The organism is Streptosporangium sp. NPDC050855 (assembly GCF_044456585.1).
GTDB classification, from domain to species: domain Bacteria; phylum Actinomycetota; class Actinomycetes; order Streptosporangiales; family Streptosporangiaceae; genus Streptosporangium; species Streptosporangium longisporum.
The window spans coordinates 309747-330813 of the sequence record NZ_JBITFY010000009.1; the positions used below are offsets into that span (position 1 = coordinate 309747).

At 69.9% G+C, this 21067-nt stretch carries 27 protein-coding genes; 10 read left to right on the plus strand and 17 right to left on the minus strand.

Going from position 1 to position 21067, the window contains the following annotated elements; genetic code table 11:
- Positions 1–75: 75 nt before the first annotated feature.
- From ACIBCT_RS20195 to ACIBCT_RS20215, 5 genes are all read right to left on the minus strand, one after another.
- Positions 76–1254: a helix-turn-helix domain-containing protein gene (locus ACIBCT_RS20195; RefSeq protein ID WP_399190564.1), complete on the minus strand. Its 1179-nt coding sequence runs from the start codon at positions 1252–1254 to the stop codon at positions 76–78.
- Positions 1235–1906, minus strand: coding sequence for an HAD family hydrolase (locus ACIBCT_RS20200; protein WP_399190566.1), 672 nt, complete (start codon positions 1904–1906; stop codon positions 1235–1237). Before ACIBCT_RS20200 ends, ACIBCT_RS20195 begins: the two co-directional genes overlap by 20 nt.
- 196 nt (positions 1907–2102) lie before the next feature.
- Positions 2103–2564, minus strand: coding sequence for a hypothetical protein (locus ACIBCT_RS20205; protein WP_399190568.1), 462 nt, complete (start codon positions 2562–2564; stop codon positions 2103–2105).
- Between the two features lie 379 nt (positions 2565–2943).
- Positions 2944–3504: a hypothetical protein gene (locus tag ACIBCT_RS20210; protein WP_399190570.1), complete on the minus strand. Its 561-nt coding sequence runs from the start codon at positions 3502–3504 to the stop codon at positions 2944–2946.
- A gap of 183 nt (positions 3505–3687) precedes the next feature.
- Positions 3688–4263, minus strand: coding sequence for a hypothetical protein (locus tag ACIBCT_RS20215; RefSeq protein ID WP_399190572.1), 576 nt, complete (start codon positions 4261–4263; stop codon positions 3688–3690).
- 207 nt (positions 4264–4470) lie between these two features.
- Between ACIBCT_RS20215 and ACIBCT_RS20220 the strand changes: the two genes are divergently transcribed.
- Positions 4471–4623, plus strand: coding sequence for a hypothetical protein (locus ACIBCT_RS20220; RefSeq protein WP_399190574.1), 153 nt, complete (start codon positions 4471–4473; stop codon positions 4621–4623).
- 120 nt (positions 4624–4743) lie between these two features.
- On the opposite strand, the gene ACIBCT_RS20225 is transcribed toward ACIBCT_RS20220, so the two are convergent.
- Positions 4744–5196: a GNAT family N-acetyltransferase gene (locus ACIBCT_RS20225; RefSeq protein ID WP_399190576.1), complete on the minus strand. Its 453-nt coding sequence runs from the start codon at positions 5194–5196 to the stop codon at positions 4744–4746.
- 63 nt (positions 5197–5259) lie between these two features.
- Between ACIBCT_RS20225 and ACIBCT_RS20230 the strand changes: the two genes are divergently transcribed.
- Together ACIBCT_RS20230 and ACIBCT_RS20235 are read left to right on the plus strand one after the other, a co-directional pair.
- Positions 5260–6147: a DUF2268 domain-containing protein gene (locus ACIBCT_RS20230; protein WP_399190578.1), complete on the plus strand. Its 888-nt coding sequence runs from the start codon at positions 5260–5262 to the stop codon at positions 6145–6147.
- A 63-nt stretch (positions 6148–6210) separates the two neighbouring features.
- Positions 6211–6969 carry a MerR family transcriptional regulator gene (locus ACIBCT_RS20235; RefSeq protein ID WP_399190580.1) on the plus strand — a complete coding sequence of 253 codons (759 nt, stop codon included), beginning with the start codon at positions 6211–6213 and terminating at the stop codon, positions 6967–6969.
- 200 nt (positions 6970–7169) lie between these two features.
- Here the strand turns inward: ACIBCT_RS20235 and ACIBCT_RS20240 are convergent, their stop codons facing one another.
- From ACIBCT_RS20240 to ACIBCT_RS20255, 4 genes are all read right to left on the minus strand, one after another.
- Entirely contained in the window at positions 7170–8162 is a 993-nt protein-coding gene (locus ACIBCT_RS20240) for an SMP-30/gluconolactonase/LRE family protein (RefSeq protein ID WP_399190582.1), read from the minus strand.
- A gap of 240 nt (positions 8163–8402) precedes the next feature.
- Positions 8403–9035: a LysE family translocator gene (locus ACIBCT_RS20245; protein WP_399190584.1), complete on the minus strand. Its 633-nt coding sequence runs from the start codon at positions 9033–9035 to the stop codon at positions 8403–8405.
- Between the two features lie 204 nt (positions 9036–9239).
- Positions 9240–9989, minus strand: coding sequence for an SDR family NAD(P)-dependent oxidoreductase (locus ACIBCT_RS20250; RefSeq protein WP_399190586.1), 750 nt, complete (start codon positions 9987–9989; stop codon positions 9240–9242).
- Positions 9990–10351: 362 nt separating this feature from the next.
- On the minus strand, positions 10352–11101 hold the full coding sequence (locus ACIBCT_RS20255) for a TetR/AcrR family transcriptional regulator (RefSeq protein ID WP_399190588.1): 750 nt from the start codon (positions 11099–11101) through the stop codon (positions 10352–10354).
- A 117-nt stretch (positions 11102–11218) separates the two neighbouring features.
- Between ACIBCT_RS20255 and ACIBCT_RS20260 the strand changes: the two genes are divergently transcribed.
- From ACIBCT_RS20260 to ACIBCT_RS20280, 5 genes are all read left to right on the plus strand, one after another.
- A complete protein-coding gene (locus ACIBCT_RS20260) occupies positions 11219–12154 on the plus strand; it encodes an ATP-binding cassette domain-containing protein (protein WP_399190590.1) in 936 nt (311 codons plus the stop codon).
- Positions 12155–12178: 24 nt separating this feature from the next.
- Positions 12179–12964, plus strand: a complete 786-nt coding sequence (locus ACIBCT_RS20265) for an ABC transporter permease (protein WP_399190592.1) — start codon at positions 12179–12181, stop codon at positions 12962–12964.
- A 170-nt stretch (positions 12965–13134) separates the two neighbouring features.
- Positions 13135–13428, plus strand: coding sequence for an ArsR/SmtB family transcription factor (locus tag ACIBCT_RS20270; protein WP_399190594.1), 294 nt, complete (start codon positions 13135–13137; stop codon positions 13426–13428).
- On the plus strand, positions 13425–13811 hold the full coding sequence (locus tag ACIBCT_RS20275; RefSeq protein ID WP_399190596.1) for a VOC family protein: 387 nt from the start codon (positions 13425–13427) through the stop codon (positions 13809–13811). The genes ACIBCT_RS20270 and ACIBCT_RS20275 overlap by 4 nt, the downstream gene beginning before the upstream one ends.
- A gap of 375 nt (positions 13812–14186) precedes the next feature.
- Positions 14187–14399 (plus strand): hypothetical protein, encoded by a 213-nt coding sequence (locus ACIBCT_RS20280; protein WP_399190598.1) that lies wholly within the window; start codon positions 14187–14189, stop codon positions 14397–14399.
- Positions 14400–14479: 80 nt separating this feature from the next.
- Here the strand turns inward: ACIBCT_RS20280 and ACIBCT_RS20285 are convergent, their stop codons facing one another.
- From ACIBCT_RS20285 to ACIBCT_RS20310, 6 genes are all read right to left on the minus strand, one after another.
- Positions 14480–14758 carry a cell division protein SepF gene (locus tag ACIBCT_RS20285; protein WP_344891985.1) on the minus strand — a complete coding sequence of 93 codons (279 nt, stop codon included), beginning with the start codon at positions 14756–14758 and terminating at the stop codon, positions 14480–14482.
- 186 nt (positions 14759–14944) lie between these two features.
- Positions 14945–15835, minus strand: coding sequence for a protein phosphatase 2C domain-containing protein (locus ACIBCT_RS20290; RefSeq protein ID WP_399190600.1), 891 nt, complete (start codon positions 15833–15835; stop codon positions 14945–14947).
- Between the two features lie 121 nt (positions 15836–15956).
- Complete coding sequence (locus ACIBCT_RS20295) at positions 15957–16193, minus strand: hypothetical protein (protein WP_399190602.1); 237 nt, start codon at positions 16191–16193, stop codon at positions 15957–15959.
- An 88-nt stretch (positions 16194–16281) separates the two neighbouring features.
- Positions 16282–16668, minus strand: coding sequence for a hypothetical protein (locus ACIBCT_RS20300; protein WP_399190604.1), 387 nt, complete (start codon positions 16666–16668; stop codon positions 16282–16284).
- 3 nt (positions 16669–16671) lie between these two features.
- Positions 16672–17094, minus strand: coding sequence for a hypothetical protein (locus tag ACIBCT_RS20305; RefSeq protein WP_399190606.1), 423 nt, complete (start codon positions 17092–17094; stop codon positions 16672–16674).
- Positions 17095–17355: 261 nt separating this feature from the next.
- A complete protein-coding gene (locus ACIBCT_RS20310) occupies positions 17356–18102 on the minus strand; it encodes a hypothetical protein (protein WP_399190608.1) in 747 nt (248 codons plus the stop codon).
- A 216-nt stretch (positions 18103–18318) separates the two neighbouring features.
- On the opposite strand from ACIBCT_RS20310, the gene ACIBCT_RS20315 reads away from it, so the two are divergent.
- Together ACIBCT_RS20315 and ACIBCT_RS20320 are read left to right on the plus strand one after the other, a co-directional pair.
- Positions 18319–18894, plus strand: coding sequence for a cadmium resistance transporter (locus tag ACIBCT_RS20315; RefSeq protein ID WP_399190610.1), 576 nt, complete (start codon positions 18319–18321; stop codon positions 18892–18894).
- A 52-nt stretch (positions 18895–18946) separates the two neighbouring features.
- Complete coding sequence (locus tag ACIBCT_RS20320) at positions 18947–19771, plus strand: PrsW family glutamic-type intramembrane protease (protein ID WP_399190612.1); 825 nt, start codon at positions 18947–18949, stop codon at positions 19769–19771.
- A gap of 154 nt (positions 19772–19925) precedes the next feature.
- Here the strand turns inward: ACIBCT_RS20320 and ACIBCT_RS20325 are convergent, their stop codons facing one another.
- Complete coding sequence (locus ACIBCT_RS20325) at positions 19926–20798, minus strand: TIGR03943 family putative permease subunit (RefSeq protein WP_399190614.1); 873 nt, start codon at positions 20796–20798, stop codon at positions 19926–19928.
- Between the last annotated feature and the right edge of the window lie 269 nt (positions 20799–21067).

Consider the following 21067-nt stretch of genomic DNA (forward strand, 5'->3'; position numbering starts at 1 on the left):
CTCTGGCTCGGACGGTCCCATGGTGCTTCGCGGAGAATCAGTGAAGTGCCACACCTTGTGTCACTGGAGTGGTTGTCAGATCACGCCGACCCATTCGGCGAAACCGACCAGGGTTTCGCTGCCGGCGCGGTGCAGGCGTAGCAGCGTCTCGGCATCCTCGCGAACCCACGGATGCTCTCGGGTGTGCTGCGGCGCGATTCGGCGGGCCGTCCTCAACGATTCGAACGCCGCGTCCTTCAGGCCGGCCCACAGCTGCGCTCTGGCCAGGTCGATAAAGAAGCCGCTGCGGCGTTCGGCCGGCATGCTCAGAGGCGGCGACCAGGTGGCGCCCAAGGTGAGGGCGAGGTGGAGGTGACGGTCTCCGAGGCCCAATGCGACGGATATCTCGTGGACGCGGACCGAGCAAGGGCCGAACGCGGTGCCGTAGTAGATGTCCTCGGGAATCAGATCGCCGAGTCGCCGTGCCTCGCCCAGGTGGGTCACGGCAGCGTCGGCGTCGGCTGCTCGCGCCGCGACGACGGCCGCTCGCATGTGCAGGGCCCCCAGGACGCCAAGGCGTGAGCGCTCCGCCTTTTCCGGCAGGCGGTCAATCGCCGACTCGATGGCACGCAGACCCGCCTGGTACGCATGGGCGGCGAAGAAAATCTCGGTACGAACATACGCTGTCGAGGCGCTCAGAAGAGGGTCCTCTGCGGTGGCCGAGGCTTGACGCATCAACTCGATCAGCCGGGCCGACAAATCCAGGTAGCCGTATTTGTAAGCGACCGCGTCAGAAGCTCGGTAAGCGGCGACGAGTAGCGTTGCGAACTTGTCAGGATCAGCCGCCGTGTGAGCCCCGCGGATGAGTTCGCCGAGTAGCTCGGGAAGGTTCTGTGACAGCAGTACATATTGAGCACTCAGACGTTTCTGAACTGCGTCGGCAACAGACGCGCGGAGCGCGGGCAAGGGACGCACCGGTCCCTTGTCGGGGACGTCGTAGGCGGCTATGACCTCGCGTAGGGCAGGGATCGCGTCATGGACGCGGCTGTCGAGGCGACCAGAATCCCCCAGTAGGCGCGATGGATCAACACCCAGGGCTGCGGCGATGGCGTCCAGCATGTGATCGCTGGGTACGCGCGTGCCTTGCTCGATCTTTCGGAGCATGCTGATGGAGACGTTGGCCGCCCGAGCGAGATCGGCCTGATACATGCGGCGCGCGCTGCGAATCGCAGCGATGCGCTCTCCGACGCTGCTTCTAAGAGCTGGGCGAGCCATCTCTGCGCTTACTTCCGGCTAGTAGCGGAGGGAGTTGCGTAATGCTGTCGATCTGCCAGTCCGCTGCATCCAGGGTGGTCATGTCGTTTCCCCACAAGTGCCCCCAGGGGCCGCGTCGAATTAGACATGTGCGTAGACCGAATGCTTTCGCGGGAATGATGTCGTTCGCAGGGTGGTCACCTACGTACACGGTTTCATGAGCAGGTGCGTCGGCAAGCCGAAGAACTTTCTCAAAGAACTCGGGAGCAGGTTTCGCGACGCCCCATTCCTCCGAGGTGACAATGATGTCGGCAGGAATCGACAGCGCTCTCAGAAGATCGCCGGCTCTGCGCGTCTGGTTCCCCGCGACACAGACGCGAAGTCCCGCGTCACGCAGGGCCTGCAGCCCCTGCCGCACGTCGGGGTACAGATCGGTCTCATCGAGGTGCTCACCGCGGCCGGCCTCTTCGCGAGCCTGGCGCTCCGCGCGCAGGTCGATACCGGGCCGAAGGATGCGGATCGCCTCTGCGTTGTCCATGCCAAGCGCTGTCACCGCGCCGACCAGGGCGGACATGGTGTGGCGAGGAACATTCAACCAGTCTGCCCAAGACCCCCAGTAGCGGTCATCACGAACCAACGTCTCACCTATGTCGAACACCACAGTCGCGACCACACTCCGGAGAGTAAATCAGCGGGGCGGCGTCCGCCTGGGATGGGCGACATGTCGCAGGGAGACCGGCCTCCTGCCAGAACCGATCTCGCTGGAAGTCTTTCGCCCAGCTCGCGAGCCGTAGGATCCGAGATCGAACCGATGTGCAAGCAGGACGCCAGGAGTTCGAACCGCTCACTTTCCCGGTGCTCTCCATCGATCAGCGGCTCGTGGACGCAGGGACGACCCCTTTCCGCGAATGCCGGACGGCGACACCCCGATCGATCAGGATCGCCGCGCCGACGAGCACGGTCACCACTCCCGACAGCTCGGCGAACGCCGCCATGACGTACTCGCCGTCCGGATCGCCGACCCCGTCAGGTGAGCCGTTGAGCCAACGTGACGCGGCCATCGCCTGCGACAGGACCAGGGCTCCGAACGCGACGGTGACCCCTCCCAGGACGAAGCCCGGAGGTGCCGGGCGGCGCCGCCTGCTGAAAAAGCTGACCCTCCAGGCTCCGATCACCAGTGAGACCGGGACCGTGAGAAACCAGCCGATCTCCAGGCTCACGATCGCATCCAGGCGCAGATGCTCGAATCCGTCGCCCCGTGGGGAGTGCAGGAGCGGGATCATCACGGTCCCGCCGAGGAGCCCGATGGCGAGGAAGCGGAGGAACCACATGATCGACATGGTCTCGGACGGCCTAGGGAGCGGGTCAAGAGGGGGAAGGAAGAAACTTCCGCCGGCGGGAAAGGGCTGATCTGCGACACGAGCCGCGCTGATCGGGGATCGAGAAGCTGTGGGCAGGGGTCCCGGAACCTCTTCGATGCATGATCGATCGTACGGTCCGCGCATCACCGGTCCTGCGGTCGGTGATCTCGGCGTCTCCACGGACGCGGTGCGTGGACCCTGGGCGTCACGTCCGCTCCAGGCCCGCCGGGTGGATCACCTGACGGGCCTTCGTCGTGGTGGGGCCACGGTGTTTCGGGCCCCGTATCCTTCGATCCGGCCGTCCCGGCCCGGCCTCGCCAGGGTCCGGCCGGCCGGTACGGCGGGGAGATCAGCCCGTGAACGACACGGTGGCGAACCGGTACCAGGTCTTGCCGTTCTCGTCCCCGTAGTGGGCGCGACCGGTCATGACCTTGCCGTCATCCGCCAGCCAGGTGTGGCTGCTCTCCGTGTACGCACCGGTGCTGTCCCCGTTGATCAGCATCACCTGCCGTCCCTGCCAGTACAGCGCGGCGGTGCGGTACCTCGTGTCGCCGTTCTCGTCGTCGTCGTGCCACCTGCCGACGATCACCTGGTTGTTGGGGGCGCTGAAGTCGGACCTGGCCTCCCACTGACGGCGGGTCCAGTCTCCGGAATGCACCTCGACCTGCTCTTCGTTGATCAGAATCCGGCTGCAGTGGTAGGTGGTCTGCCTGCTCTCGTCGCCGTAGTGCGAGCGGCCGGTCATCACCATGTTCGGCGGGCAGGTGAACTGGGCGCCGTCCTCCCAGACGGTCTCGTTGTAGGTGCGTTCCGTCCTGATCGTCGCCGCCGAGGCGGGGGAGGCCATGGTGGTGGCCGACAGGACGGCGGCCACGGCGGCGACGGACAGGGCTTTGCCGTACGTTCTCATCGTCTTCTTTTCCTTTCGAAGTGTGCTCACGCGCGGGGCGGCGAGGATCGAAGAGAGTCCGGCCGTTCCCCGGGGTGTCGAAGGACGAGAGCCGCGTCGGGAACGGCCTGGCCTGGCCGGTTGTACCGCCCGGCGTGATGGTCAGGGGATCGCCGCCGTTCGATGCCGGCGGCGGCCGGTGGGTCAGCCCGTGACGGTTACGGTGGCGAACCGGTAGTAGGTCGTGCCGTTCTCGTCCCCGGTGTGCTTGCGGCCGGTCATGACGGTGTTGCCCACGGCCTGCCAGATGTGACCGCTCTCCTTGTACGGAACGCTGATGTCCCCGTTGGCCAGCAGCACCTGCTTGCCCCGCCAGGACATGGTGGCGGTGCGGTACTTCGTGTCGCCGTTCTCGTCGCCTTCGTGCCACCTGCCGACGACCGCCTGGTGGTCGGGGGCGCTGAAGTCGGACCTGTTCTCCTTCTGAGGACGGGTCCAGTCGCTCATGTACACCCTGGCCTGCTCACCCTCGATGAGGATGAAGCTGCAGTAGTAGGTGGTGCGGCCTCCCTCGTCGCCGTAGTGCGAGCGGCCGGTGAGCACCATGTTCGTCGGGCAGGTGAACGACGCCTCGAAGTCCTCCCATACGCTCCCGCTGTGGGCGGGCACGATCTCGATCTTCACGGCCGCGGCGGACGCGGGTGCGGGAGCCGCCACGCCCATGGCCGCCAGGGCGGTCAGGGCGGCCGCCGCGGCGGACAAGGTCTTCTTCTTCCTCATATGCGTGTCTCCTGCGATGCGTTTTCGCTTACCTGGCGGAGCATCACAGGGCTCACTGGCGATCCACTTGTGTCTCGGTTGGAACGACGGCGGGGCGTGTCCGCGATCGCCGGCACGCGTCGTGAGCCGTGTCCGTTGCGCCGTGGACGATCTCCTCGAAGGGGGCGCCGCGACGCGGAGTGGACGGCCACGACGGTCGGCCACGGTGTGCCCGCGGATCGGGCGGACATGCTGCTCGGCATGTTCCACGCGGCACGCCGCGGGGAGTTCTCCACCACCGGACCGGACCTGGAGGACCTTCTCCGGCGCCCGGCCACGCCGGTCCGTTCGGTGCTGGAGGGGCACATCGCCCGGCCGTGAGCCCTCCCCGACAAGGCGGCCACATCGCTCCCGTCTCCGCATGGGCGGACGCGACGGATGCGACGGCCGGGCCCGTTCGTGCACGGACGGCCGGGATCCGGCCGGTACGCGAGCAGGACGTCAGGAGGGAACAGGCGTCAGGTCCAGCACCCCGACCGTCTCGCCCTCGCTCTTCTCCCCGGTGAGCCGGAACCCGAGCCTCCGGTAGAAGCCCTCGGGGCCGTCCTCTCCCGGCTCCCACGTGACGTACATCCTCGTGCCGCCGCGGTGCCTGATCTCGGTGGCCACCGACTCGACGGCGAAGCGGCCGACGCCGCGTCCCTGCGCGTCGGAGGCCACGTTGAGGCGCCACAGGCCGGACCGGAAGTCCACGCCCTCACCGTCCCAGTCGATGTCCAGGAAGGCCATGAGGAAGCCCACGGGACGGTCGCCGTCGAGGACGAGGCGCGGCCAGGCCGTCGTGGGGTGGACGTAGGCATCGGCCAGCGACCTCACCACCGGTGAGACGAAGCGCTCCTGGTCGGGGCGGACCTTCACCGCGACGGTACGCGGCGTCGGCCAGGTGCGCGGCACCCGCCCGGTCGTGTCGCCCGTTCGGTTGACCCTGCCGTTACGTCACCCTTTAGCGTCGGGCGCATGACCATCACCGTTCTCGACACCTACTCCGCCATGAAGCGGATCCTGCGGGCCCCGGCCGCGGATCGTGTCGCCCTGCTGTGCTCGATGCTGGAGCCCGTCAGGGGCATGTACCGCTACTTCCCCGGGGACGTCGACCTGGCGGCGATGCACCGGATGGCGTCCGGATTGCCCCTCGACCGCGACGAGGAGCGCTGCCTCGACGCGCTCGAGACGCTGGCGGCGGCCGGGGCGTGGGAGCGGATGCAGCGTGCCCTCGACGACGCCCTCGCCCTGCAGTCGGCGGCGACGCCGGGGCTGGAGGTCCCGGACATCACCGTGCTGTTCGTGCTCGGCGATCCCGAGGACGCCCACTTCATGGGCCCCTGCCTGGGAGTCACCGGGAACGGCGGGTTCTCGGGCTACATCATGATCACGTTGTGGCCCTTCCCGGAGAACGTGGAACGGCTGGAGGCCACCGCCGTGCACGAGCTCAACCACAACCTGCGCTACGGCCCCGGTGGGGTCGTGTGGAACCCGATGACCGTCACGGTCGGCGAGCACGTGGTCTCGGAGGGCCTGGCCGACGCGTTCGCCCGCGGGATCTACGGCGACGAGCTCGGCCACACCCGCATCGGCGTGCCGCACCTGCGCGACGAGGCGGTCTTCGACAAGGTGGTGTCCGGACTCGGCGTGACCGGCATGGAGAACTTCACGGCCTGGGTGCACGGCGACGCCAGCGCGGAGCGCTTCGGCGCCACCCCGGTGGGCCTGCCGACCGGGGCCGGATACGCCGTCGGCAACAGGCTGGTCGACACCTACCTGGCGGTGACGGGGCGGACGGCGGCACAGGCCCTGCACGCCGACAGCTCGGAGATCATCACCACGGCGCTCCGTCACAGGGGCTGACCGGCGGCCGGACGCGGAGATGGGGGACACTCGATCGGCAGACCGTGACGAGGAGAGCGGACGATGGAGTGGATGATCCACGAGCTGGCGGTCAGGGCGGGCGTCACGCGCCGTACCCTGCGTCACTACGACCGCATCGGGCTTCTGCCCCCCTCCCGGGTGGGCGAGAACGGGTACCGGTTCTACGGTCCCGGAGCGGTCGCCCGGCTGCAGCGGATCCTGCTGATGCGCAGGCTGGGCCTGGGCCTGCCGGCCATCGCCGAGGTGCTGGCCGAGGAGGTGGACGAGCGTGACGGGCTGCGGGCGCACATCGCCGCGCTGGAGGGCGAGCGGGACCGGATCGAGCGGCAGATCAGGGCGGCGCGCCACACCCTTGAGGCCATGCTGGCCGGTACCGAGCCGGGCGCGGACGTGATGCTCGCCGGGTTCAACGACCTCTACCGGGACGAGGTCGTCTCGCGCTGGGGCGAGCACGCCTTCCAGGCGAGCAACGACTGGTGGCACGGCAAGAGCCTCGACGAGCAGCTGGCCTGGAAACGGTCCGGCGACGACCTCGTGGCCGCGTGGGTCGCCGCGTGGAAGGCCGGGGCCCGTCCGGCGTCGGAACGCGCGCAGTCGATGGCCGCCCGGCACGTGGAGTGGCTGAGCGAGATCCCCGGCACCCCCACGGCCGAGGGGGACCGGGAGCGGTCGATCGAGATGGTCCGGTGCCTGGGTCACATGTACGTCGACGATCCCCGCTTCGCCGCCATGTACGACGGCGTCGAGGGGGCGGCGTTCGTCCGCGACGCGCTGCACGAGTACGCGCGGACACGGATGTAATCCTCACCTCGACGGAGACGGACGGCGCCGCGTCACGAGCCGGACCCGGGAAAGCAGAAGAGGCCCCGGTGGCTCCGGAGCCTCTTCGGCGCATGAACGGTCATGCGGTTCGGGAGTCAGGGCTCACCGGGTCGGAACTCCCGGTGGCCCGACGGCGGTGCCTCCGTGTTGCTGCGGTCCACGCGACACCCTGCCGGCGACTACGGCGTCGGCAGCCAGCGCAGCGTGAACGGGAGGTTCGGCTGCTGACCGGTCTGGAGCCGCGGGATCTGACCCTCGGCCACGTAGATCCCGTGCCGGGCCCTCACCACGGAGCTGGGCTGGTCGAGGGTGGCGTCCACCGCCTTCACGGTGCGGGCGCGCACGTCGACCACGCTCAGCGGCCCCGGGTTCTCCGTGACCAGCAGCCGGTTGCGGTCGAGCATCCGGATGCCGTCCGGGGTGACGAATCGCCTGCCCAGGTCGATGACCTCGGCCGGAAGCGCCGATCCGTCGGCGGCGATGCCGACCTTGATCAGCTCTCCGCTGCTGTAGTTGGTCGTGTAGAACGAGCGCGCGCCGTCGAAGGCGATGCCGTTGATCTGCAGTCCGGCTCCGTTCGTGAGGGCGGGGTCCTTCGACCACACCGACAGCGTGCCCCCGGTCGCCCTCCTCGGGCTGGGCGTCGTCAGCTTGAGGATGCGACCGGGCGGCTGCGGGGTGGCCGTCGGGTTGGTCGTGTCGGTGATGTAGACGGCGTTCCTCGCCAGGGTGATGTCGGCGCAGACGCCACCGTCCGGCAGGGTGTACGCGGCCTTCAGGGCCCCGGACGACAGGTCGAACGCCTGCAGGAGGGTGGGGGTCTGGAACGACAGGTCGATCCCGCACGCCCACAGGACGCCGCGGTCGTCGTCGGCGAGCACCCCGGCGGTCCCGAGGTTCACGTCGGCCGGGACGAACGTCCGGGCGGTGGTGGATCCGGCGGGGAACCGGACGATCTCGCCGGTCACGATGCTGGCGGCGAACACCGTGCCCTCCCGCGTCGCCGCGACGCTCTCGGGGTGGAAGTCGTCACCGGGGACGACGAGGTCGGCCGGCCGGTGCCACGAGGCGGTCGTGTCCAGGTCGTGCCGCTGGTCGGCCAGGGCCGCGGGAGCCGAACCGACGGCGACCGCGGCACCCAGGCACAGGGTGAGGATGAGATTGCGAGACAAGGGCTTCGTGCCCCTTTCTGAAGGCGATGGCGGTGCCATCCGGTACCGCCCGGAGTTGATCATAAGTATTCAAACGACTCCGGAAAGGGGCTTTCGGGCAGACCGGGTGAAGACGGCGCCCGCGTCGGCGAGCGGCCGTCCGGCCGGTGAGGAACCGGCGGAGGGCGGCGCATGCGGCGGGCTCCGGTCCGCCCGCGTCGAGTTCGATCAGCGCCGCCTCGCCGTCCGCGGCCGGTCCGATCAGGACTGCTGCGTCGCCAGCCGCAGACCGAATCCGATCACGATGACGCCCGTGAGCCGGTCCAGGCCACGCTTGATCGACGGCCTGCGCAACCAGTCGCGCACCAGGCCGGCGAACCCGATGAGCAGGACGCTCCACACCAGCCCCTCGGCCACGTGGACGCTCGCCAGCAGGACGCCCATCGCGGCGTGGGGCACGTCGTCCGGGATGAACTGGGGGAGCATCGCGACGTAGAAGGCGCCCACCTTCGGGTTGAGCGCGTTGGTCAGCAGGCCGCGGCGGAATGCCTGCCACCACCCGTCGGCCCGGGGCTCGGGTGCGGCCGCGTCGCCGGCATGACCTCTGCGGCTCTGCCAGAGCATCTGGCCCCCCATCCACAGCAGGTAGGCGACACCCGCCCAGCGCAGCGTCTCGTAGGCGAGGCGGGAGGTCGCGAGGAGGGCGGACAGGCCGGCGGCCGTCAGAAGACCCCACAGGAGCGTGCCGGCCTGGATGCCGAGCACCACGGCCCAGGCCGACCTCCTGCCGGCGAGAAGCGAGGTGCGCAGGATCAGGGCCGTGTCCAGACCGGGCGTGATCGTGAGCAGTCCCACTATCAGGGCGAACGAGAGAACAGACCCCTGTACGTCCATGGACGTCACCATAGTGATCGCCGCGAGAGCCGACGAGGCCGACCTCTCGATGTCCTCCACACCGAACCGGACCGAAATGCGTCGAACCGCGCTGAACCTCGCTGGGCCGGGTCGAACCGCACTGAGCCCCTCCGAATCACGCCGGACCTCGCCGCAGCGTGCCGGACCCCGTCGTGGGCCGGTGCCCGGTGAGGCGTCCGGGGCTCAGGCGAGGTAGCCGCCGTCGATGTCCAGCACGGCGCCGGTGATGAAGGAGGCGCCGGGACCCGCGAGGAAGGCGATGCCCGCGGCGACCTCTTCGGGACGGCCGTAGCGTCCCATGGCGTTGGCGGCGCGCTGGGCGTCGGAGTAGGGGCCGTCGGCGGGATTCATGTCCGTCTCGATCGAACCGGGCTGGACGACGTTGACCGTGATCCCGCGGGGTGCCAGGTCGCGGGCGGCGGCCTTGCTGTAGGCGGTGACCGCGGCCTTGGCCGCGGCGTAGTCGGCGACGCCCTGGTAACCGGCGCGGGCGGCCAGCACCGAGCCGACGGTGATGATGCGGCCGTCGGCGCGCAGGACCGTGGCGGCGGCACGGATCGTGGCCAGTACGCCACCGGCGTTGACGGTGAACTGCCGGTCGAGGGCGCGGTGGTCGGTGGAGGGGTCGTCGATCAGGCCACCGGCGGGAGTGCCGGCGTTGTTCACCAGGATGTCGAGGTGCCCGAAGTCGGCGACGACGTCGCCGATCAGAGCGGCGACCTGGTCGACGTCCCCCTGGTCGGCACGGTAGGCGCCGGTACGGACCCCGGTGGCCTTGAGGTCGCCGGCGATCCGCTGCGCCCTGTCGGCCGAACCGAGGTAGCTGATGGCGACGTCGGCGCCGGCCTCGGCGAGGGCGTGGGCGGTGGCGGCACCGATGCCGCGTGATCCACCGGTGACGAGGGCGACTTTTCCGGTGAGGGGTCCGGGCATGACTGCTCCGTTCTGGTCGGCGAGCGCGACCTTCGGAAACGCGGTCCGATGAAGGGACGCGGTCCGGTGAAGGGTCGCGGATCGGTGAAGGGACGCGCTCCGGTGAAGGGACGCGCTCCGGTACGGGGACGCGCTCCGGCACCGGGGACGCGGCCCGGTGAGCGCGCGGATCGGGGAGAGGACGCAGCCCAGTAAAAGGCGTGCGCCCGGCGGCACATACCCCTACGAGCCCTTGAACTCCCGCGTACTTCCCGGTGACCACCCGCCGTGGGCCCGCGCGGGAGGCGTGACGCTCACGGGGCGGTGACGCCGTGCGGCTTCACCGCCGCTCCGATCCCTCCCGAATTCAGGTGGCCCCTGTGTCACGGCCGCCCGGCGGTCCTGTGCTCGATGAACGCGGCCACCCCGTCGAGGTAGAGGCCCAGCGCGAACGCCCTCTCGGTCTCCTCGTCGTAGTGAACCTCGCCCGCGAAGATCCCGGAGGCGATCGCCCTGCTCAGCGCGGGGAAGCGCCGCGCGTCCACCACGCGGGCGAGTGCCGCGCCGTACTGGCGGCCGAAGGCCTCGGGGTTCTCCGTGTAGCCCGCGGACAGGTCGATGCTCAGCCGGAGCTCGCCGTGCAGGAAGGTCAGCAGGCCCATCACGATCCCGACCTTGTCCTCCTCCTCCAGGCCGGTGCCGCCGAGCGCGTGCAGCGCGCGGTCGAACCACCAGAGGTTGTTCGGTCCCATCGGCGGCGCGCTGATCGGGATCTGCGCGGCCCAGGGGTGCCGGCGCAGCACCGTCAGCGCGCCCTTGACCCACAGGGTCAGCCCGGTCCGCCAGTCCACGTCGTCCGGCAGGTCCGGGGGGTCGTCCAGGGCCGCGTCCGCCATCAGCAGGAGCAACTCGTCCTTGCTCTTCACGTAGCGGTACAGCGCCATCGTGGAGTTGCCGAGCTGGGCGGCGATCCTGGACATCGACACCGCGGCCAGCCCTTCGGCGTCCGCCACCTCGACCGCGGCCCGGGTGATGTCGGCGATCGTGAGGGACGGCCTGCGCCCCCGCCGTACCGTCTCGCGCAGCCCCCACAGCAGGGTCACCTCGGCGGACAGTTCGATGTCGTCGGTCATCCGGTCCCTCTCGTCACGAGCACGGAAACAGTCTAGGAACACCCTTCCACTCTCCTATGCGTATGGTCTACGCTTTTAGGCGTATGAGATACGCAATACCGTCATCGTACCCGAGGAGTGAGAGTGATCGTCGAGGCGACCGGCCTGCACAAGGCCTTCGGATCCACCAAGGTCCTGAACGGGGTGGACCTGCACGTCGAGGAGGGCACGGTCTTCGCGCTGCTGGGCCCGAACGGCGCGGGGAAGACCACCGCCGTCCGCATCCTGACCACGCTCCTGCGGCCCGACCTGGGCAGCGTGCGGATCGCCGGGTACGACGTCGTGCGCGAGGCGACCGGGGTGCGCGGCGTCATCAGCCTGACCGGCCAGTCCGCCGCCGTGGACGATGAGCAGACCGGCCGGGAGAACCTGGTCATGATCGGCCGGTTGATGCACCTGGGCGCCCCCGCCGCCCGCCGCCGCGCCACGGAGCTCCTGGAGCGGTTCGAGCTGGTGGACGCCATGAACCGGCGGGTCAAGACCTACTCCGGCGGCATGCGCCGCCGGCTGGACCTGGCGATGAGCCTGGTCTCCCAGCCGAAGGTGATCTTCCTCGACGAGCCGACCACCGGTCTCGACCCGTCCAGCCGGACGACGATGTGGGACGCCATCAAGGACATGGTCGCGTCGGGGACGACGATCGTCCTCACCACGCAGTACCTGGAGGAGGCGGACCGGCTGGCCGACCGGATCGTGCTGATCAACGGTGGCAAGGTCGTCGCGTCCGGTACGGCCGACGCGCTGAAGTCCCAGGTGGGCGGGGACCGGCTCGACCTGCGGTTCGCCGCGGAGGCCGACGCGGCCCGTGCCGCCGCGCTGTTCGACGTGCCGCGCGGCACCGACCCGCTCGTGCTGGGCGTCCCGTCCGACGGCGGTGCCGAGCACCTGTACCGGGTGCTGGACGACCTGCGGATCGCGGGCGTGCCGCCCGTCACGGTGTCCTCCCACCGGCCGACGCTGGACGACGTCTTCCTCTCCCTGACCGCCACCGGCCGGACCCCCGCCCAGGTCTGACCGGCTCCCGAAAGGACCACCACCATGACCGTCACCACCGTGCACGGCGGCACCCGCAACGCCGTGAGCGACTCCCTGACCATGATCGGCCGTAGTGTCCGGCTCAGCCGCCGCAACGTCGACACGCTGATCATGTCGATCGTCCTGCCGCTGCTGATGATGGCGCTGTTCGTCAACGTCTTCGGCGGGGCCATCAACACCGGCACCGAGTACATCAACTACGTCGTGCCCGGCATCATCCTGCTGTGCACCGGTTACGGGGCCTCGGCCACCGCGATGTCCGTCGCGCACGACATGACCAGCGGCATGGTCGACCGGCTGCGCTCGCTGCCGATCCGCAGCTCGGCCGTCCTGACCGGGCACGTCGTCGCCAGCGTCGCGCGGAACCTGCTGTCCACCACCGTGGTCGTCGGCGCCGCCGTCGTGATGGGCTTCCGCCCCGACGCGACGGTCGCCGACTGGGCGATGGCGGCCGGCCTGCTCCTGCTCTACGTGCTCGCGCTGTCCTGGCTGGCGGCGGGGCTCGGCGTGATCGCCAAATCCGTCGAGTCGGCCAGCACGCTGAGCTTCCTCATGCTGTTCCTGCCCTATCTCAGCAGCGCGTTCGTGCCGACGCACACCATGCCGTCGTTCCTGCACGCGGTGAGCGAGAACCAGCCGATCACCCCGGTGATCGAGACCGTCCGGGGCCTGCTGACCGGGACCCCGATCGGCGGCACCGGCCAGATCGCGCTCGCCTGGTGCGTCGGCCTGCTGGTCTGCTCGTTCACCTTCGCCGTCTGGCTGTTCCGCCGCCGTACCCACGGCTGAGGACGTGGTCCGCGCGAGGACCGGATGGCCGTCACGTCGCCGGGACGCGTCCCGGAGGTCGTCCTCGGCCTCATCGCGGGGCCGTTCCTCCCGCCGGGCTCGACGAACACGACAGGCAAGTTTCCACTTGCCTCTTGTTAGGCAAGTGGTGACTTGCCTATGCTGGGGGTGTGGCGGAAGACCTTTTCAAGGCGCTGTCCGATCCCACCCGCCGGCACATCCTCGACGAGCTGGTGGAACGGGACGGCCAGACTCTCTTCGAGATCTGCACACGGCTGGTGAGCAGGCACGGCCTGAGCCTGACCCGTCAGGCGATCAGTCAGCACCTGGCGGTACTGGAATCCGCAGGCCTGGTCCGTTCGCGACGCCAGGGCCGCTACAAGTTCCACGACCTGAACACCGAACCGCTTGAGCACATCGTGAACCGGTGGCTCAGGCCGGGCACACCGGAAGGCACCTCATGAGGATCCATCTGTCCAGCGTCTTCGTCGACGACCAGGACAAGGCCCTGCGCTTCTACACCGACGTACTGGGCTTCGTGAAGAAGACCGAGGTCCCGCTGGGCGAGCACCGGTGGCTGACCGTCGTCTCACCGGACGACCCCGACGGGACCGAACTGGTGCTGGAGCCCGACGAGCACCCCGCGGTGAGGCCGTTCAAGACGGCGCTGGTCGAGGACGGCATCCCGGTCACCTCCTTCGCCGTGGACGACGTGCACGCCGAGTTCGAACGGCTGCGCGGGCTCGGGGTGCGCTTCACCCAGGAGCCGCTGGACATGGGCCCGGTCACCACCGCGGTCCTGGACGACACCTGCGGCAACCTCATCCAGATCGCGCACCACAAGTAGGCGTCCGTGCCTCCGCGTCCCGTCCACGGGGGCCGGACCCACGGGGGTACGAGAAAGGTAGGGCTCCAGGTTCTCCGGCCGATGGCAGGAGATGGGGACTAACCGCGTCGCCGACCGGATCGACCGTACCCTCCGGGGTCGGGCCGGTTCCTCCCGGCAGAGTGTGGCCCGAAGGGGAACGCGCGTTCGGCACATAGCGGAAGCCGTCTCCCCTCCCGGTCCGGGCCGGACAGCTGCGGAAATGCCCCGAACACGGTCGCCTGCCCGGATGGTTCCCCGAGTTGAACAGGGCCGCTCCAGGTAGTCGTATGAGTGCCCACAGCAATGGGGAGGCGACCCGCAGCGGGCCGCCCTCGTCCGAAGGAGAAGACCGCGATGAACCGCACCACGATCGCCGCCGGGTTGATCGCTCTCGGCGCCGTCCTGGCCGCGCCGCTGCTGGCCGCCGGTCCGGCTCACGCGACGACGTCCCCCTGCGACCCCTGGGACGGGCTGGGGATCGGGATCGGGGACGGAACGGGAAGCGGGATCGGGGACGGGGTGGGGAGCGGGATGTTCCTCGACTACGGCAACATCGGCATCCTCTAGGGGCGATCGCACCGCTCCGAACGCCGTCGGCCTCGCCCTTTTCCCGGGTGAGGCGGGCGGCGTCGCCGTCGGGGCGCCCGCTACGGCGTCCCGGTGACGTCCGGGGGCGGGGCCGCCGACGGCTCGGGGGCCGGCGGTCGCCGAGCCATCCCGCGGGGCATCAGCAGGAACACCTTGGGCGACAGGCGGTCCATGTCCCCGCCCCTGCCGAACACCAGGCCGGCGGCGAAGTCGACGAACTGCTTGGCCTCACCGTCCGGCACTCCGGTCAGGTCCATCACCACGGGCACACCGGTGCGGAAGTAGTGCCCGACGTGGAGCACCTCGTTGTAGTCCTGGGGACACAGCGTCTTGAACACCGCATCAGTCTCCACCGTCCGCGCCGTCCGTCAAGACCTCTCCCGCCGGACAGGCCGGGACGCTTCGAGGCCGGGACGGTTCAGAGCCGGGATGGTTCGAACGGGCCGGGACGGTTCGGACGACCGGGGCGGTTCGAGCAGGCCCGGATGGTTCGAGCGGGCCGGGACGCCCGCGCGGGCCGACGGTCAGCCGAACAGGCAGTAGGCGGCCGTCGCGTCGTCGTGGACCTTCGTCCGGGGCCAGCGGGACCCCAGGGGGTCGGTGCGTTCGGCCTCGCGGACGCGGTGGATCAGCTCGCCGGGACCGGGCCCCTCCAGGATGTCGAGGACCTCGCGCCAGGTGGCCAGGCCGAACCGGTCCACCAGCCGGGAGGCGCCGTCGCTCAGCAGGGCGATCGCGCGTACCCGGTCGGCAGGGAGCGTGCCGGTGAGCGCCCGCTCGGCGGTGAGCGGATCGACGGCGGCGACCCAGAAGCCGCCCTCGCGGTTGCGGTGGCCGCGCATGGTCTCCACGTACTCGCGGTGCGCGGTGACGTGGTCGGGGCTTCCGTGGGCGAGCGTGTCCAGGACCGACCGGTGCGTCCTGCCGACCAGCGCCTCCCGGTCGTCGCAGACGACCGTCGGCTCGGCCTCGCCGACCAGGTCCAGGAGGAGCACGGAGTCGGCCAGGACGAGGTACTCCAGCTCGTCACCGGTACGGCGGACCATGACCACCGTGGCCGACGGCGAACCGGGGTGGGTCAGGTCGCAGACGAAGTCGTGGAGGGAGGCGACGGCCTTGATGCCGTTTCCCAGGATCTCCGTGAGCGTTCCGTTGTCCTGGACCATGCCCGCCAGAAGGGTCGAGCCGAGGGAACGGACGTACCAGCCGACGCCGTGGATGCACCCGGAGCCCGATCCGTCCGGGGTGCCGGCGCCGTCGAGGAGCACGAAGACCTCGGGTGTCGTGCCGACGAAGTCCTCGTTCCGCCGGCCTGGAGCGGCCTCGGTGGCGAAGGTGATGCGCATCGGGTCGGTGCTCCTCGTGCTGGACGGCCTGATCCGGGTGGACTTGAGGGAGATGCGTGTTTCCCTCACCAGGTTCCCCCGTCGGGAGCGGCGTACTCCCTCCGCCTCCCCCCGCCTCCCTCCGCGCGAGGACGCCGCTGTCGCGCGGGAGGACCGGTGCGGGGCCGGTGCGGCGGGGCGGGAACCGCGGTCAGTACGAGGGTTCGGAAATGGACTCGGCCCGGTAGACGTCCATCGGCCCCTCATCGTCCTCGTCCACCCCCACCTTTCTCAGCAGCAATGTCCGGCTGCCGATTTTCAGCGAGCGTTCGCCGTTGATCTCCGTGGACGCGAAGACGGTGACGACGTGGCCGTGCATATCGCGTACCTGGTCGTATTCCGATTGATCAGGAATGTCTAACTTGATGCGCCTGGTCTCGAATGTCACTCTTCCAGTGTGAAGCCGCCGGGCCGGGAATCACCCTGCGGACGTGATGTTTCCATCGTTTTCCCGAAGAAATCACGATCATCGACCGTCAGGGCAGCGGATCGATCTCGATGTGCCGGTCGTACTGGACGAGTTCCGACCCGCGGTCGGTGAGGATGGGCCACCTGGTGGCCCGGGCGCACCAGACCACGTGCCCGGCCGTGACGTCGCGCGATCCGTCGAGGATCTCCGCGATGTCCCCGACCTTCCCGTGGGTGAAGTCGTCGATCCTCACGCCGGGGGTGGTGACGAGTTCGAACAGCTCGACCTGGGTGGAGATGGGGGAGATGGACAGCACGGCCGCGAGGCTGGTCGCCGGGACGCATATCCCGCCGCCGCGGAAGAGGCACATGGCGGCGACGCTCCTGGAGTACTCGGTCTTCGCCACCGCGATGTCGACCAGGGCGCTCACGTCGAGCACTCGACCGGGAAGCATGGTTCAGCCCCTCCGGAAGCCACGGACGCCGATCTGGTCCCACTCCCTCTCGGAGAGCGGATCGACCCCGAGAGAGCCGGCCGCCCTGTCGAGGTCCTCGCGGTGCAGGTTCCACCGGTGCATCAACGTGATCACGTGGGGCTTGTTGCCGATCTCCCGCTGGACGGCGGCGTGGATCACGTCGGCGACCCGGCTTCCGGTCAGCCGTGCCTTACGGGAAAGTGCCTCATAATCTGCTTTATCCAACTCTATGGTGATAGAGGTTTCGGAGGCCGCCGTGCCGTTCGCCTTCCGTTCCTCACCGAGCCGGAGATGGGCCAGCCAGAGCGGGATCGGACCGGATTCCTGTCCGGTCGCCGCACGATCATTCGCCGATGGTCTTTCCGATCCTGTGCCGTCTCGCCAGGCCGGCATGGAGTGGGCCATGCGTTCGACAGTAGCCGTGAATCGCCGATCATGACAGCACTTCTCCGTGACTTCGACGGCCGGTACGGCAAGGCTTCCCGTCGCTTTTCCCCGGCCTTTCCGGGACCGGCCCTTCACCTTCCGCCTTTTCCCGGCCTCGCCACGTCCTGTGATCCGTCCCGGCGTTCCGGAGGCGGTCGTGCCCGTCCGCCGGCCCGGACACGGACACGGACACGGACATGGACACGGACATGGACACGGACACGGACATGGACGGGACCGTCATCGCGGGAACCCCATGGGCCGGCCGGGGACCCCCTGGCCGGGATCGAGCGGGGGCGCGGACGTGGGTGCGGACGTGGTTCCCGAGGTGGGCCCGGAGGTGGGCCCGGAGGTGGGCACGGTCCCGGGATCCTGGGGGGCGGAGGTGGGCACGGTCCCCGGATCCTGAGGAGGGGTGGTGGACGTGGTCCCGGGGTCCGGGAGGGCGGTGCCGCAGAATCCGGCGGTCCGCCGCTCCGCGGCGAGCTGGTCGACCGGTTTGCGGTACTCCTCGCGTTCCTGCCGCGGCGGTTCGTATCGCCAGGAGTCGCCCTCGAAGACGAAGCCGAACTCCGTGGTGCCACCGGCCCTGGTGGCCTGGACCAGGGCGGTGTCACCGGTGACCGCCACGGACGCGATGGTGAACGGGGAGTCGGCCACGATCGGCGGGCAGAGCGTGAACAGCCGCACGTACTCCTCCCGGGAGATCAGCTGCTGCGCCCCCGCGGTCCACAGGTCCCAGAAGTCACCGTAGGAGCCGCTGCCGTAGGCGTCGAGCGCGGGCTGCACGGCCTGGCGGACCGAGGTCTCCGAGTGGTCGGCGCCCTGCGCCGAAGGCCGGGCCGGGGGTGAGGAGGGAGGGTTGAGCACCATGAACATGGTCACGACGGCTCCGATGGCCACGCCGAGGGCCAGAACGAGTATCACGGCCAGTCCCCGCCCCGTCTCGCCCCGGGAGGGCTTGCCGTACTGCGGCGAAAAGCCCACGTGCGGTCTCCGGGGGCGGGTGAGAGCGGATGAAAGTGATCATAACGCCCGTGGCGTGAGGGTGGCCACGGCGCCGTCCGGTCACAGGGCAACATACCCGGTCACCGATCGGCGAGGAGGACGGCACGTCTGATCCCCGGAGACCGGGCCGCGCGGGGTGTCCGGCCCTCGGGGGCGACGGGACCCGGTCGCCGGGACAGGCGACATAATGCGCCCGTGATCTCAACGATCGGTACGGCCGTCGCCGTCTTCGCGGGCACCAACGTGGACGACCTCGTCATCCTGACGGTGCTCTTCCTGGCGTCCCGGGCGGGCGGCGTCCCCCGTCCCGCGCAGATCGTCACCGGTCAGTACGCGGGCATCGCGGCCCTGGTGGCCGTCTCGGCCGCGGCCGCGCTCGGGCTGGCGGTCGTACCGGACCGCTGGGTGGGGCTGCTCGGCCTGGTGCCGTTCGGCCTGGGGGTGCGCGGGCTGGTCAGGGCCGCGCGGAGCGACGGGGACGAGGCGCCCCGGGTCGCCTCCGGGGTGATCTCGATCGCGGGGGTGACCATCGCCAACGGGGCCGACAACATCTCCGTCTACACCCCGCTGTTCCGTACGATCGGGACGACGGCGACCGCCGTCACGATCGCCGTGTTCGCGGTGCTCGTGGCGGTCTGGTGCGCGGCGGCCTCCTGGCTCGGGTCGCACGAGAGGGTCATCGCGCTGGTGGAGCGGTGGGGCAGGTGGCTGGTGCCCGTGGTGTTCATGGCCATCGGCGCGTTCATCGTCGCGGAGTCGGTATTTAGATAAACATGGACAATTCGCCCGAATCCAGGGTATATGGATCGGGGAACTACCTGTCATGCGAGACCACTTACGCTTCTACCGTCATCGATGGTTCAAGGCGTGGATCGCCATGATCGTTCTTTCCTTCTCGCTCATCGCCGTGATGCAGGCCGCCGGGAACGAGGCGTTGCTCCCCGCGGCGTTCTTCTACGGGGCCGCGGCCGGGCCCGTCGCCCTCCTGCTCGCCACCCACGACCGGACCCGGATCGGCGTCAGCCTGCCGGCCATGACGCTGATGGGGATGTTCCTGTTCGGCGGGGGCGTCGCCCTCCTGCTCGGTGGCTGCCTCGACTCGCTGTTCATCTCCCCGAAGAACGACGTCTCGATCCTGCGGGTCGGGTGGATCGAGGAGTCCGCCAAGCTCGTCCCGCCCCTCGCGGTCGCCCTCACCGGCCGCCACCTGACCAAGGCCGCCGGGGTCGCCCTCGGCCTGTCCTGCGCGACCGGATTCGCGATCATGGAGTCGATGGCCTACGCCTGGAAGAACGTCGCGGGCGAGGGCGGGGTGGTCGGTGCGGGCACGATCCTCTTCCTGCGCGGCCTGACCACCCCGTTCAGCCACCTCGTCTGGACCGGCCTGATCTGCGCGGTGGCGTTCGGGACCTGGCAGGCGCGCGGGCGCGTCGTGGTGACCCTTCCCGTCGTCGCCGCCTTCGTGACGGCGGCCGTGCTGCACTCGCTCAGCGACGGCCTGCTCGTCCTGGACATCCCCCGCCCGGCGCGGCTGCTCTTCCTCGTCGTCGCGGTGGTGAGCTACTGGCTCTTCCACCGGGCCACCCGCGACCTGAAACCGCCCGTGGTGCCACCGGATCCCCTCCCAAACCTGACCCGCACACCCTGACCCGCGCACCCTGACGCGAGCACCCTTACCCGTCCGCGCACCCGGAACCGTGCGCACGCCCGAGGCGCACGCCCACCGGACCCCGGCGCCGGGACCCGGCCCCGCCACCGGGCCCGCGCGTACGGCCGGGAGTCCCGCGGCGAGCCGGGCCGGTCTACTCGTACGGCTCGGCGGGGGCCTTCACCGGGGTGATGCTCTCCCCGGTCAGCTGCGGGTACACCACGCCGTTGGGCATGTCCCCGAACGTCTGCGGGATCCAGGTGCCCGTGACCGCGACCCAGGTGTCGGGCGGCGGCGCGTCCAGCCCCTTGACCGCGACCTTCAGCGGGAAGGCGTCCGCGGCGCAGCAGGCGATCTGCATGCGGGTGACGTACCACTGCCCCTTCTTCTTGGCCGGGGAGACGAAGCCGGTCAGCCTGACCTTGCGGCCGGTGAGGGACTTCTTGTCGTCGTCCCAGGCCCGGCCGATGAACTCGCCGACGGTCATGTCCACCGGGCCGGTGCCACCGGTCAGCGGGGTGAAGGAGCTCAGGGTCTGGTCGCGGGGCGGTGGGGTGTCCTCCCGGGAGGCGGCGAACGAGCCGAGCGCGGGCGGTGCGATCAGGAAGATCGCGAACACCGGCAGGCACAGCAGCCAGGCGACCCGGGGCCCGCCACCGGCGTGATCGTGCCCCCCGTGCGAGGCGTGCGGGCCGTCCTCCCCGTGCGAGCCGTCGCGGCCGTGCGGGCCGTGTTCCTCGTGCGAGCCGTCGCGGCCGTGTCCGGACGCAGGCTCCTCCGCCGCGCCCGGATCGCGCGAGAGGTGGCCGTGCCCGGCCGGCACGGGCTCCTCGGCGGTACGGTTCTCCGTCCGGGACGCCTGGAGCAACCCGGCGACCCCGAGGATCACCAGCACCGCTCCGGCACCGACCAGGAAGGGCTGGAAGCCCGGTTTGACGTAGTTGAGGTAGGTGGTGGAGAACGCCGAGATCCGCAGCACGGCGCAGCCCAGCAGGGTCAGGACCAGGTTCTGTGTCACACGGTTCATCGGGGGCCGCGGACTCCTTCCGGACTCGCGAACGCGGTGGACGGGACGGACGGGGTGAGGAAGGCGCCGGGCATGCCGGGCGCGGTGGGCGCGACGGTCTCCCGGGCGGTATGACCGGCGACCCACGAGCGGGAGGACGCAACTCTCCGCGCCGAGCCGGTCCGCGGGGACGCCGGGGGTGTCTCACAGGAGCCACCAGCCGAACAGGACGCTCACCCCGACGGCCAGGACGAAGGTGAGCGGGACGAACCTGAGCGCGAACGCCTTGC